Source organism: Streptomyces sp. P9-A2 (assembly GCF_036634175.1).
In the GTDB taxonomy this organism is placed as follows: domain Bacteria; phylum Actinomycetota; class Actinomycetes; order Streptomycetales; family Streptomycetaceae; genus Streptomyces; species Streptomyces pratens.
Genome location: NZ_JAZIFX010000001.1, coordinates 7230863 through 7243091, shown reverse-complemented (window position 1 = coordinate 7243091; position 12229 = coordinate 7230863). Strand labels below are relative to the sequence as shown.

12 protein-coding genes and 1 pseudogene are annotated in these 12229 nt (G+C 70.5%); 3 read left to right on the top strand and 10 right to left on the bottom strand.

The genetic code is table 11. The features are described from left to right. Position 1: 1 nt before the first annotated feature. The 6 genes from V4Y04_RS32645 to V4Y04_RS32620 form a co-directional block, all read right to left on the bottom strand. Complete coding sequence (locus tag V4Y04_RS32645) at positions 2-880, bottom strand: 3-hydroxyacyl-CoA dehydrogenase family protein (protein ID WP_332431942.1); 879 nt, start codon at positions 878-880, stop codon at positions 2-4. 29 nt (positions 881-909) lie between these two features. Next, positions 910-1662, bottom strand: coding sequence for an SDR family NAD(P)-dependent oxidoreductase (locus V4Y04_RS32640; protein WP_332431941.1), 753 nt, complete (start codon positions 1660-1662; stop codon positions 910-912). Further along, positions 1659-2882, bottom strand: a complete 1224-nt coding sequence (locus tag V4Y04_RS32635) for an acyl-CoA dehydrogenase family protein (RefSeq protein ID WP_332431940.1) — start codon at positions 2880-2882, stop codon at positions 1659-1661. The genes V4Y04_RS32640 and V4Y04_RS32635 overlap by 4 nt, the downstream gene beginning before the upstream one ends. Then, positions 2879-3691 (bottom strand): enoyl-CoA hydratase/isomerase family protein, encoded by an 813-nt coding sequence (locus V4Y04_RS32630; protein ID WP_332431939.1) that lies wholly within the window; start codon positions 3689-3691, stop codon positions 2879-2881. Before V4Y04_RS32630 ends, V4Y04_RS32635 begins: the two co-directional genes overlap by 4 nt. Then, positions 3688-4917: a CaiB/BaiF CoA transferase family protein gene (locus V4Y04_RS32625; protein WP_332431938.1), complete on the bottom strand. Its 1230-nt coding sequence runs from the start codon at positions 4915-4917 to the stop codon at positions 3688-3690. Before V4Y04_RS32625 ends, V4Y04_RS32630 begins: the two co-directional genes overlap by 4 nt. Positions 4918-5023: 106 nt before the next feature. Further along, entirely contained in the window at positions 5024-6382 is a 1359-nt protein-coding gene (locus V4Y04_RS32620; protein ID WP_332431937.1) for an MFS transporter, read from the bottom strand. Positions 6383-6508: 126 nt separating this feature from the next. Here V4Y04_RS32620 and V4Y04_RS37905 point away from each other — a divergent pair. Beyond that, positions 6509-6871: pseudogene (locus tag V4Y04_RS37905) on the top strand (DDE-type integrase/transposase/recombinase); the annotation flags it as partial. An 89-nt stretch (positions 6872-6960) separates the two neighbouring features. On the opposite strand, the gene V4Y04_RS32615 reads toward V4Y04_RS37905, so the two are convergent. Continuing rightward, positions 6961-7455, bottom strand: a complete 495-nt coding sequence (locus tag V4Y04_RS32615; protein WP_332431936.1) for a hypothetical protein — start codon at positions 7453-7455, stop codon at positions 6961-6963. A gap of 218 nt (positions 7456-7673) precedes the next feature. On the opposite strand from V4Y04_RS32615, the gene V4Y04_RS32610 reads away from it, so the two are divergent. Both V4Y04_RS32610 and V4Y04_RS32605 read left to right on the top strand, forming a co-directional pair. Beyond that, a complete protein-coding gene (locus V4Y04_RS32610; RefSeq protein ID WP_332431935.1) occupies positions 7674-8261 on the top strand; it encodes an RNA polymerase sigma factor in 588 nt (195 codons plus the stop codon). Then, positions 8251-9021, top strand: coding sequence for a zf-HC2 domain-containing protein (locus V4Y04_RS32605; RefSeq protein WP_332431934.1), 771 nt, complete (start codon positions 8251-8253; stop codon positions 9019-9021). Before V4Y04_RS32610 ends, V4Y04_RS32605 begins: the two co-directional genes overlap by 11 nt. Before the next feature lie 21 nt (positions 9022-9042). On the opposite strand, the gene V4Y04_RS32600 is transcribed toward V4Y04_RS32605, so the two are convergent. The 3 genes from V4Y04_RS32600 to V4Y04_RS32590 form a co-directional block, all read right to left on the bottom strand. Next, positions 9043-9960: a serine/threonine-protein kinase gene (locus V4Y04_RS32600; RefSeq protein ID WP_332431933.1), complete on the bottom strand. Its 918-nt coding sequence runs from the start codon at positions 9958-9960 to the stop codon at positions 9043-9045. Next, positions 9957-11804, bottom strand: coding sequence for an ABC transporter ATP-binding protein (locus V4Y04_RS32595; protein ID WP_332431932.1), 1848 nt, complete (start codon positions 11802-11804; stop codon positions 9957-9959). Before V4Y04_RS32595 ends, V4Y04_RS32600 begins: the two co-directional genes overlap by 4 nt. Before the next feature lie 82 nt (positions 11805-11886). Continuing rightward, positions 11887-12057, bottom strand: coding sequence for a hypothetical protein (locus V4Y04_RS32590; protein WP_332431931.1), 171 nt, complete (start codon positions 12055-12057; stop codon positions 11887-11889). Positions 12058-12229: the final 172 nt, after the last annotated feature.

The following is a 12229-nucleotide window of genomic DNA, read 5'->3' as shown; positions in this document are numbered from 1 at the left end:
TTCAGGACCCGAAGAGGCGGGTGTCGTCGTAGGTGTAGAAGCCGCGGCCGGTCTTGCGGCCGAGGTCGCCCGCGGCGACCATCCGCTCGACCATCGGCGGCGGGAAGAAGCGCGGGTCACGCAGCTGCTCGTAGAGGCGGGTCGCGACCTGCTGGTGGATGTCCATGCCGACGATGTCCAGCAGCCGGAAGGGGCCCATGGGGTGTCCGAGTCCACCGAGTACGGCGGCGTCGATCGACTCCTTGGTGCCGAGGCCCGCTTCGAGGGCGCGGATGCAGGAGTTCTCCCACGGGATCAGGAACCGGTTGACGATGAAACCGGGCCGGTCCTGGGTGACGACGCTGGTCTTGCCGAGGGAATCGAGGAACTCGACGGTCGCCTTGTGCGCCCAGTCGGCGGTGTGCCGGCCGTCGGCGACCTCGACCAGCTTCATCAGCGGTGCCGGGTTGCAGTAATGGGTGCCGACGACCCGCTCCGGCAGCCGCGATCCGGACGCGATGCCGGTGACCGACAGCGTCGAGGTGTTGGTGTGGAACAGCGTGTGCTCGGAGACGATCTCGTCCAGCCTGCCGAAGGTGTCCTTCTTCAGCTGGAGGTCCTCGAAGACCGCCTCGACCACGACGTCGCACGGCGCGAGGTCGCTGAGGGTCGTGCTGCCGACCAGGGCGTCCTTGGCCGCCTGGGCGGCGGTCGCGTCGAGCTTGCCGAGCTTGACGCTCTTGTCGAAGAAGCCGTGCACGGTGTCGATGCCGCGCTTGAGGTTGCCCTCGTCGACGTCGTAGAGGATCGTCCGGTGCCCGGCGCGCGCCATCACGGTGGCGATGCCCGAGCCCATGGTGCCGGCGCCGAGGACGGCGACGGTCTTGCTCACCTTGCTCACTGGTTCTCCCTGAAGTGGCCGTGGCGGTCTCAGCGGACGCTCTGGCCGCCGTCGATGACGATGACCTCGCCGGTCATGAAGTCCGAGGCACTGCCGGCGAGCAGCAGCAGCCACGGCTCGAGCTCCTCCGGTCGGCCCATGCGGCGGGCGGGGATGGCCCGCGTGACCTTGGCCATGGCGTCGGTGTCGGCGCGCAGCGCGCTGTTGAGCGGCGTGGCGAAGTAGCCGGGGGCGATCGCGTTGACCTGGATGCCGTGCCGTGCCCACTCGACGGCCATGGAGCGGGTGAAGGCGATGACGCCGGCCTTGGACGCGGAGTAGGCCGCGTGGGCGGCGACGCCCTGGAGGGCGAAGTTGGAGGCGATGTTGACGACCTTGCCGGAGCCCTGCGCGGCCATGTGGCGGCCGGCTGCCCTGGTGGCGAGGTAGGTGCCGCGGAGGTTGGTCGCGACCACCCGGTCCCACTCCTCGGCCGGCTGGTCCAGCAGGGGGGTGGAGGCGACGATGCCGGAGTTGTTGACCAGAATGTCGACCCGTCCGAAGGTCTCGACGGTCGCCGCGACCATCCGTTCGACCGCGGCCTCGTCGGTGATGTCGGTCGGGCAGGCGAGCGCCCGGCCGTCGGCGGCCTTGGCCTCGTCGACGAACGCGTCCAGCTCCGCGCCGGTGCGGGCGGCGACGGTGACCGCGGCACCGGCCGCGACCAGTGCCGAGGCCATCGACCGGCCGAGCCCCCGCCCGGCTCCGGTGACGATCGCGACCTTGCCGTGCAGGTCCGTCATGTCAGCTCTCCCATCGCGCGGGTGATCTCGCGGCCGATGAGCAGCCGCTGGATCTCGTTGGTGCCGTCGTAGATCTGGGTGACCTTGGCATCGCGCAGGCAGCGCTCGACACCGAGGACGGCGAGGTCGCCGTACGGGCCGAGGATGCGGGTGGCCTCCACGGCCGCGGTGAAGCCCAGGTCGGTGCAGGCCTGCTTCATCATCCCGATCTGTCCGGTCGGGATGTCGGTGGCGGTGTCGACCTGGCGGGCGACCGCGTGCAGCAGCAGCCGGCCCTGCAGGATCCGGCCGCGCAAGTCGGCGAGTGCGAAGGTGTGTTCGTCGGGCAGCCGGCTGCCGTGCAGCCGGGTCAGGGTGGCCAGGGTCCGCGCGTACGCCGCGCGGGCCAGGCCGACGCCCTGGGCGGCGGCGCTGATCCGCGACTTGACCACGGAGTTCATCACCACGCGCCAGCCCTGGCCCTCCTCGCCCAGGAGGTGGTCGGCCGGGATGCGCACGTCGTCGAAGAACAGCTCCGCGGTGCTGGAGCCGTGCATGCCCATCTTCTCGAAGGGCCGGCCGTGGCTGACACCGTCCCAGCCGCCGTCCACGACGAACGCGCTGATCCCGCGACGCCCCAGGCTCTTGTCGACGGTGGCGAAGCAGATGATCACCCCGGCCCGGTCGCCGGTGGTGATGAAGGTCTTCGCCCCGTTGAGCAGGTAGCCGTCACCGGTCGGCCGGGCGGTGGTCCGCAGGGAGGCGACGTCACTGCCGGCGTGGGGCTCGGTGATGCCGAGCGCGCCGTACACCGAGCCGTCGAGCAGGCCGGGGATGTACCGCCGCGCCAGTTCGTCACTGCCCGCGAGCAGGATCGGGTACGCCGCGTGCATCTGGGTCATGAACACGAGCGAGGTCGCCGCGCAGCCGGCCGTGACCTCCTCCATCGCCACGGCGTACGCGACGTTGGTGTCGCCCGTGCCGCCGAGGTGCGTGGGGAGGACCAGGCCCATCAGACCGGCCTGGGCCAGGGCCTGCACGCTGTCGTGGGCGAAGCCGTGGGTGGCGTCGAGTTCGGCCGCGCGGGGGGCCACCTCGCGGGAGACGACCTCGCGGGTGAGGGTCCGGACCTCGCGCTCACGGTCGGTCAGGGCGGCATCGGCGGCCGGCTCGTCCAGGAGGTCGTGCAGGGCCAGGTAGGCCTTGGGGTCGGTATCGAGGGCGAGCGGTTCCACGCTCATGTCGACTCCTCGGGGACGTTCGTCGGGGCGGCGAAGACGGCGGGGCGGCGCTCCAGGAAGGCGTTGACGCCCTCGTCGGACTCCGCTCCGCCGACGGCGAGTGCGGCCAGTGCGGTCTCGTGCTGGAGCCCGGCGTCGAGGGGCGCGTCACGGCCCGCTTCGAGCGCGGTGAGGATCGAGCGCACGGCCAGCGGCCCTTGCGCGGCGATCTTCTCGGCGAGCGCCTTCGCGGTCGCCGCCAGGTCCTCCGGCGCGACCGGCGGCACCGGGGTGAGCCCGAGCCGGTGGGCGCGGTCCGCGTCGAGCCGGGTGCCGGTGAGCATCAGGTACGCCGCGGTCGGGGAGCCCACTGCCCGGGGCAGCCGCTGAGTGCCCCCGTACCCCGGGATGAGGCCGAGCCCGGACTCGGGCAGGCCGAGCGAGGCGCGGGTGGAGAGCACGGAGAAGGTCGAGGCCAGTACGAGTTCGAATCCGCCGCCGAGGGCGACCCCGTTGACGGCGGCGATGACCGGGACGGCGGCGCGCTCGATGTCGCGCAGTGCCCGCTGGCCCGAGCGCATCTTCTCGTGCGCCCGGTCCGGCCCCATGCCGACGAGTTCCTTGAGGTCGGCACCGGCGCAGAAAGCTTTCTTCCCGGCGCCGGTGACGACGACCGCGCGGACTGCCGGATCCGCCTCCGCCTCGAGCACGGCGGCGCGCAGCGCGGCGAGCACCTCGGTGTTGAGCGCGTTGTGGGCCTCGGGCCGGTTGATCGTCAGGGTGGTGACCGCGCCGGCGCGGTCCACGAGCAGGGCGTCGGACGTACTCACGAGGCCACCGCCGTGGTACCCACGCCGATCGTGCCCGCGGTGGCGAGGTCGGTGATCTCCTGCTCGGAGTAGCCGAGTCCACCCAGGACCTCGCGGGTGTCGGCACCGAGTTCGGGGAACCGCTCGTTGCGCGGCGTGGTCTGCGAGGCGAGCCGGAACGGGCTGCGGACGCTCACGAGTTCCTCCTGGGAGCCGGGGACCGGAAGCAGGCTCCCGCGAGCGACCACCTGCGGGTCCTTCACGACCTCGGACAGCGACTGGACGGGGGAGGCGGGCACCTCGACGTCGCCGAGGACACGGAGCCATTCGGCCGCCGGGCGGGTCGCGAGCCGCTGGGCGACGGCCGCGGTGATCCGCGTGCGGTGCTCGCGGCGGTCGGCGTTGTCGGCGAGGGCCGGGTCCGCTCCGAGCTCGGGCAGGTCGACGGCCTCGCAGAAACGCTGCCACATCGCGTTGTTGCCGATGGCCACGACGATGGGGCGGTCGGCCGTCTCGAAGGGCTGGTAGACGGCGAGTACCGAGTCGGTGCCGCCGCTGGGCGCGGGTTCCGCCTCGCCGGCGCAGTAGGCCGCGATCCGTGGTGCCATCAGCGCGAGGTCGGTGTCGAGGAGGGACACGTCGATGGTCTCGCCCTCACCGCTGCGGCACTGCCGCACCAGGGCGGCGTTGATCGCGACCGCCGCGGCCATGCCGGTCACCACGTCGGAGAGCGCGGTCGAGACGCGCTGCGGGCTGCGGCCCCGCTCCCCGGTCACCGACATCAGGCCGGACCGTGCCTGTGCGACGAGGTCGTAACCGGGCAGGGCGCTGTCGGGCCCGTCGAGGCCGAAACCCGACATCGCGCAGTAGACCAGCCGCGGGTTGCGTGCCCGCAGGGTCTCGGCGTCGATGCCCATGCGGGTGAGCTTGCTCGGGTTCATGTTCTGGAGGAAGACGTCCGCGGTGTCGAGCAGCCGCAGCAGCACCTCGCGGCCGGTGGAGGCGCGGAGGTTGACCGCCAAGGACTGCTTGTTGCGGTTGGCCGAGGAGAACCAGGCCGAGACGCCGTCCACGAACGGCGGCCCCCAACTCCTGGTGTCGTCACCGTGGCCCGGCCGTTCCACCTTGACGACGGTGGCTCCGAGATCAGCGAGGTACATCGCGGCTGTGGGCCCGGCGTACGAGGTCGTCATGTCGACCACGCGCACACCGTCCAAGGGGCCTTGTGGGGCCGGTGTCAAAGTCATAGCCTTCACCGCTTCATAATGTCGAACATTTTAAAGGTGGTCAATAGTGGACCTTTAGGGGCCGTGGGCCGCCCGCGTGCCAGCATCGGGCGGCCCACGGGGTCTTTCAGTGGACGGCCGGGACGGGGTCCGGGCCGGCGGCGGAGCCGTCGGGGGTCCGTTCCGCCGGGTCGTCCGACCAGGCGATCTCGTCGTCACGGGTCTCCCGCGAGACGGTGACGGCCACGAAGGTCAGCACGCTACCGACGACGATGTAGAGCGAGAGGGGCCAGGCGGCGTCGAAGCTGTCGAAGAGCGCGGCGGAGATGAAGGGCACCGGGGCGCTGAACAGCAGCCCGCCGAGCGTGTAGGCGATCCCCGAGCCGCTGTAGCGAAGCTGAGTGGGGAACAGTTCGGGAAGGAAGGCGGAGACCGGCGCGTAGGTCAGCGCGTGGCAGACCGGCAGCGCCAGCATCATGGCGGCGATGATCGCGACGGGGTGGTGCGTGTCGACCAGCCAGAAGAACGGGAAGGCCATGACGGCCGTGGCGACGCAGCCCACCATCAGGACCGGGCGCCGGCCATAGGTGTCACAGAACCTCGCCGCCAGCGGGATCGTCCCCATCTGCACCAGCGAGGCGAGACACACCGCGCCGAGCACGGCGTTTCTGCTGACGCCGTCACTGGCTCCATAGGTCAGCGCGAAGACGGTCGCCATGTAGAAGGGGATGTTCGCCGCCGCCATGGCCAGCGCGCCGATGACCACACGACCGCCGGCCTTGCGCATGACGACACCGGCCGGGAAGCGCTCCTGCTGCCCCTTTTCCTTGACCGCCTCGAATGCCGGCGAGTCTTCGATCTTGAGCCGGATGTAGAGACCGAGGGCCACCAGTACCGCGCTCAGCAGGAACGGGACACGCCAGCCCCAGGACTCGAGTTGCGCCGTGGGAAGTTGCTGGACGACCCAGAACATGCCGGTGGCGAGAACCAGGCCGAGCGGCACACCCACCTGCGGCCAACTGCCGTAGAACGCCCGCTTGTTCTTGGGCGCGTGTTCCACGGCCATCAGCACCGCACCACTCCACTCGCCCCCGAGCGCCAGCCCCTGGATGAAGCGGCAGACGACCAGGAGGATCGGAGCCAGGATGCCGACCTGCTCGTGCGTGGGCAGCAGGCCGACCGCGACGGTGCTCAGGCCCATCATCATGAGGCTGGTGATCAGCATCCGTTTGCGGCTGACCCGGTCACCGAAGTGACCGAAGATCACTGCGCCGAGCGGGCGAGCGATGAAGGCGACACCGAAGGTCGCGAAGGCGGCCAGGGTGCCGATCAGCGGGTCGAGGTCGGGGAAGAAGAGCTTTCCGAAGACCAGCGCTGCCGCGGTACCGAAGATGAAGAAGTCGAAGAACTCGATCGCCGTGCCGATGAGGCTGGCACCAGCTACCCGCACGATCGAGACCTGCGGGCGGTCGGAGGAAGAGGCCACGATGTCCTCCAGGACGGGGGTGGTCCGCGCTGCTGGCGACACCGGGTGGTGTAGCGCGAGTCACAATGTGCGACACCGGAAAACTATCGACGATAGACAGGATGCGCAAGGTCCAACATTTAACAGATCGCTTTCGGTTCCGGAGCAGTCGAACCCTCGCGAGACACCCGAAGAGCACGCCCGCCGGACCTGGTCGACCGCGACTTCACCGCCCTGCGTCCGGATCAGCTCCGGGTGGCGGACATGACGTATGTCCGCGCCCGGTCCGGCTGGGCATACGCGGCGTTCACCCTGGACGTGCACTCGCGAATGATCGTCGGCCGGCGGGTCGCGAACCACATGCGGACCGAACTTCCCCTGGATGCCCTGGAGGCAGCCCTGTGGAGACGGAGGATCAAGAAGGAATCCGGTCTCATCCGGCACAGCGACCGCGGGTCGCAACACGTATCCATTCGGCATACAGTCCGGCTCGCCGAGATCGACGCCTCGGCGTCGATCGGGTCCGTCACGGACAGCCATGACCATGCGATGACCGAGACCTTGAACGGCACGTTCAAGGCCGAGCCGGAGGAACGGCTTCACTCGACCCTCGGCCATGTACCGCCCGCCGAGTACGAACGCGACTGGTGGCAGCAGCAGGAAGCCACTCCGCATACCGGGAGAAAGCCGTCACGGGCGGCCGCGAACTCCTCGGCAGCGGCATGAAAGGTGGCTCTGTCCGTCAGGGCCGTGGCCAGGGCCCGGCTCCCGGTGGCGTCGTCGTACCGGTGCGGACGGCGGGCCAGTTCCACACCTTCGTCGAACAGCCCTCGCACACGTTCCGCGAACAGGTGGGTGCGGGACTGCCGATAGACGGCCGAGCGCACGGTGAGTACCCGTTGCAGCCGGACCGGCTCCGCCAGGTGAGCCGGGTTTCCGGCCGCGCGGAGCGCAAGCGTGTCCACCTCGTCCCGGAGAGTCTCACGGCTCTGGAAGTACCGCTGCTTGACGTCGGGCGACCAGTGCAAGGGCCCGGTGCCGACGGGCGGGCGCGGCGTCCCGGACGCCGGCCGCTCGCTGTCGGCGCCGGACATGAAGAGCAGGGCGGCCCAGTATCAGGGTCTCGCGTTCTTCGGACAGGGATCCGACCGCGGGTCGGGCCTTGGCGGATCACTTGCTGCGGCTGGCGCGGAACGGTCAGTGACCGCGCTGCGAGCAGTTCGTGCAGCCGGGGAAACCGGCGCAGAATGGGAATGTGATTTTCCGCAGCGGCCAGGGAATCCCTTGGCGGGGGCGGACCGTACATATAAGTGTGCCGAGCTTCCGGTTCCCCGTTGGCCGTCTCCCGGACGAGGCTCTGCTGTCCGGGCTGGCCACCGGTGATCCGGAGCTCGCGGTCACCTTCGTACGGAGGTTCCAGCGCGCGGTCTTCGGTGTCGCCATCGCCGTCACCGGAGATCCGCAGCTTGCCGAGGACATCGCCCAGCAGACGTTCGAGCGTGCGTGGCGTCATGCGCAGATCTACGACTCGCGCCGCGGGTCGGTGACGACCTGGCTGACGACCATCGCGCACAATCTCGCCATCGACGCCGTCCGTGCGCGGCGGACGGAGCCGGTGGCGCCCGAGGACCTCGACGCGCTCCTCGATGTCGTGACCGAGACCCCCGAGCAGTGGGCGCTGGCCGACGAGGCCTCGTCCCAGCTGCGGGCCGCCGTGGCGCAGCTGCCGCGGGAGCAGGGTCGTGCCCTGGTGATGGCGGGCATCTACGGAATGACGGCCCAGCAGATCGCCGACTGGGAGAAGATCCCGCTGGGCACCGCAAAGACGCGGATCAGGACAGCGATGGGCAAGCTGCGGAACACTCTCGCCTCTCCGAATCGAGGGGACCATGGCCAGTGACGTGACCTGCGAGGCGCTGCGGGAGATCGGCGCCGAGATGGCACTGGGCGTGCTGCCCGGCCGTGAGCGGGCGATGGCGGTCGCGCATCTGGAGCGGTGCGCGGCCTGTCGGGAGTACATCGAGCACATGACCCTGGTGGGCGACGGACTGATCGGGCTGGTGCCGGGCAGCGAGCCGCCGCTCGGGTTCGAGACCCGGGTGGCGCGCAGACTGCAGGACGTGACGGCGCGCGAGGGGGACCCCCACACGCGGGCGTCCGACCTCGCGCACAAGGCGGTCCGCAGTCGCGCACGCCGTGTCCGGCTGCGGGTCGCATCCGCCGCGGCCGCGTTCGCACTCGCGTTCGGGTTCACCGGCTGGGCGGTCGGCACCGCCATCGAGAGTGTCACGGCCTCGAGCTCCCCCGCCGTGGAGATCCAGACGCCTTTGATGGAGGGAGAGCTGACCTCGGCCTCGGGCCTCGGGCCGTCGGCCGGCGATGTCTACGCCCACCCGGGAGACCCGGGGGAACCGGGTTGGATCTATATGACCGTCGACCTTGCCGCCGTCGGCACTCCGTACAGCGGCAAGGTCGTCTGCCTCCTGGAGCGCACGGACGGCACCACGATCCGCGTGGGCACGTTCACCCTGAGCAACGGACGTGGTGAATGGGGCGCGGCGGCCCCGGTCGACCCCGCGGCGCTCTCCGGCGCCCGCCTGACCACCTCCGACGGCACCGTCCTCGCCACCGGCCACTTCGAGACCGGCCGAAGCGCGTGAAATCGGCGCCCCGCCACGGCCTCAGGGGCGGGCGGTGCGGCGCCCCGGGCCGGGCAGCGTCGCGTCGAGTGCGGCGGCCAGTTCGGCAACCGAGGGCCGGGACGACGGATCGGTCCGAAGGCAGCCGTCGATGGCCGCCGCGAGCCTCCCGGGCAGACGCCGCCGCGAGCCGATCGGTGGGGCGGTCCCTTCCAGCTGCGGATACCAGTCGTCCCGGCCGCCCGTGACGCTGCCGTCGCAGGGCTCGTCCTCTTTCTCCCCACGGGGAGAAACCCCGCGGGAATCCCCGCGGCCGAACGGCACGTCCCCGGCGGCGACCTCGTACAACGTGATGCCGATGCCCCACACGTCCGCGGCTGCCGACAGCGGCCCGCCGCGGGCCTGCTCGGGAGCGAGGTAGCAGAACGTGCCCACCCCCGCGGGCGCGGGCCCGGGCGGCCGCGCGATGCTCAGGTCAAGCACCTTCGCGTGACCGCAGTCCACCACCACGTTCGACGGCTTGAGGTCCAGGTGCAGCAGACCCTGACCGTGGAGGTAGTGGATCGCGGAACACAGCTGCACCCCGAGAAGCGCCACGTCGGCGGCGGACGGCCGGCGTCGCAACCGGTGGACGAGGTGGGACAGCGTTTCGCCGGTCAGCGTCTCCAGGACGACGAGCGGCACTGGCGACTCGAACGTCTCGTACGCGCGGACCAGGTGCGGATGGGTGAAGGCCCCCAGCCACCGCCCCTCACGCAGCAGCTGGTCGCGCAGCTGCTCCTGGTCCCGGCGGTTGGGGCGCACGGCCTTGATCACACAGCGGCAGTCCCGTTCCTCGCTCCAGACGTCGTAGACGTCGAGCCAGCCGGTGCGCGCCAGATGCGCCAGGACCTCGTAGCCCGGGACCGGTCTCGTGCCGGGTGCCAGGGGCGGGGCGGCCCGCACCGCCGGGACACTCACGGCAGCACCGTCCCAGGGGCCGAGAACCCGGCTGGGGCGGCACCGGCCAGGGCGTTCAGCCGGTGCAGCCGGGCGTACGTCCCGCCGCGCTCGAGCAGGTCGTCGTGGGCGCCGCACTCGACGATCCCGCCCTGGTCGAGAACCACGATGCGCGTGGCGTCTCGGACGGTCAGCAGGTTGTGGGAGATGACGACGGTCGTCCGCCCGGCCATGAGCCGGCGCAGCGGGTCCATGATCCGCCGGCCGGACCGCACATCGAGGCCGGTGGTCGGTTCGTCGAGGAGGAGCACGGGCGCGTCCCTGACCATCGCGCGGGCGATCGCCAGGCGCTGGCGCTGCCCGCCGGAGAGCGTCCGGCCGCGCTGGCCGACCATCGTGTCGTAGCCCTCCGGGAGCAGCTCGATGAACTCGTGCGCGTCCGCGGCGCGCGCCGCCGCGACGATGTCCGCCTCCGTCGCCTCCGGCCGGCCGTAGGCGATGTTGTCCCGCACGGTGCCGTGGAAGACGAGCGTCTCCTGCAGGACCACCGCGACGCTCTCCCGCAGGTCGGACAGGCGCAGGTCCCGCAGATCCGTCCCGTCGAGGCGGACCGCGCCCCGGTCGGGGTCGTAGAAGCGCAGCTGCAGCTTCGCGACCGTCGACTTGCCGGCCCCGCTGGCCCCGACCAGCGCCAACGTCTCTCCGGCTGCCACGTGGAACGACACGTCCGACAGTGCCCAGGACGGCGTACCGGGATAGCGGAAGGAGACGCCGTCGAACTCCACGTCACCCCGCGCACGGCCGATCCGGCGGGCGCCGGCGGCCTCGACGACCTGCGGCCGCTGGTCCAGCAACTCGATGATCCGTTCGGCCGAGGCGGACGCCGCGTAGAAGGTGGTGCCGAGGTGGGACAGACCGCGGACCGGACTGTAGAGGTTGCCGATCAGCGCCAGGAAGACCAGCAGTCCGCCCAGCGTGAGCTGTTCCTGGGCCAGCTTCCAGGTGCCCAGGCTCATGACCGCGAGGACACCGGACACCTCGACGACCTCGACGACGGATCCGTAGACGGCGCGGATCCGCGTCGAGGCCATCGTGGCCCGGAACCTGCCGACGTTCTCACGCTCGAACCGGCGCTCTTCCCACCTCTGCCGGTTGTACGCCTGCACCAGGGCGACGTTGCCCAGCGACTCCTCGGCGATCGCGCTGATCGAACCGCTGCGGCGCCTGCGCTCCCGGGACGCCTCCTTGATCAGCCGCGAGAAGTGCCGGGCGGCGCCCCAGAACAGCGGCACGATGACGAGGGCGAGGAGGGTCAGATCCCACTGCAGATAGAACAGCAGACCGAGGAAGAGACCCAGGCGGATCACGTAGTAGAGGGCGTCCGCCACTCCCGAGAGCAGGAACGTCTCGACCGCGTCGACATCGCCCGTCACACGCGACAACACGTCCCCGAGCCGTCGGCGTTCGAAGAATCCGAGCGACAGGCCCTGGACGTGCCGGAACACATCGGAGCGAAGCGTCAGCAGGAAGCGTTCGCTGACCCACGTGGACGTCACGTCGTCGGCGAACCCCAGAATGCCGGAGCCCATGATGAGCCCCAGATAGGTCGGTGCGATCCACAGGAGCGGTCCGACGTCGCGGGGAACGAGCACATCGTCCACCACGATCTTGAAGAGCCAGATCTCCGTGGCGTCGAGGGCGGGGCCGATCAGGCTGAAGAGGACGATGGGAGCGAACCAGCGCCGACCGCCGCGGGTATAGGGCCAGAACCGCCGGAACACCTCGCGCGGAGACACCGGGGGCGCGGCCGCCACCACATCGGAAGCCTCACCCACCGACAGCAGACGCCGCAGGACATGCACCATGGCATGCGTTCCTCGTGGAAGGACGGACGGAGCGGACCAGGACCTTCCGGTCTACGGTCCGCTCAGCCTCCGTGGTGTGTCACTAGTGGCCGTAGCCGTGACGGTCGCCGTGGCCGTGGCGGTCGCCGTGACGGTCGCCGTGGTCGCGCCCGTGGTCGCGCCCGTGGTCGTGCCCCGAGAAGTCATCGCGGCGCGACGTGTCGTTGTTGCGGTCCCGGCGATTGGCAGGAATCAGATTGCTGAAGATAGCCATTGCGTTCCTCCTGAAACTTGCTACACATGGGATACGTCTCAGGGCGGGACTTGGATGGCGTTCCGGGGCAATAAGTTGAAAATGGTTGGTATCGGCAGAAGCCTCGACACCGTTCGGCCCAGCCGCGCCGCGAGCCCCACGGTGCACCACGCCAGGAGGGCTTGGGACTCGC

Excerpts from the sequence above, each read along its gene's own strand:
- V4Y04_RS32640 (WP_332431941.1), bottom strand. The coding sequence starts at position 1,662 with ATGACGGACCTGCACGGCAAGGTCGCGATCGTCACCGGAGCCGGGCGG.
- V4Y04_RS32635 (WP_332431940.1), bottom strand. The coding sequence starts at position 2,882 with ATGAGCGTGGAACCGCTCGCCCTCGATACCGACCCCAAGGCCTACCTG.
- V4Y04_RS32625 (WP_332431938.1), bottom strand. The coding sequence starts at position 4,917 with ATGACTTTGACACCGGCCCCACAAGGCCCCTTGGACGGTGTGCGCGTG.
- V4Y04_RS32615 (WP_332431936.1), bottom strand. The coding sequence starts at position 7,455 with ATGTCCGGCGCCGACAGCGAGCGGCCGGCGTCCGGGACGCCGCGCCCG.
- V4Y04_RS32605 (WP_332431934.1), top strand. The coding sequence starts at position 8,251 with ATGGCCAGTGACGTGACCTGCGAGGCGCTGCGGGAGATCGGCGCCGAG.
- V4Y04_RS32595 (WP_332431932.1), bottom strand. The coding sequence starts at position 11,804 with ATGGTGCATGTCCTGCGGCGTCTGCTGTCGGTGGGTGAGGCTTCCGAT.
- V4Y04_RS32590 (WP_332431931.1), bottom strand. The coding sequence starts at position 12,057 with ATGGCTATCTTCAGCAATCTGATTCCTGCCAATCGCCGGGACCGCAAC.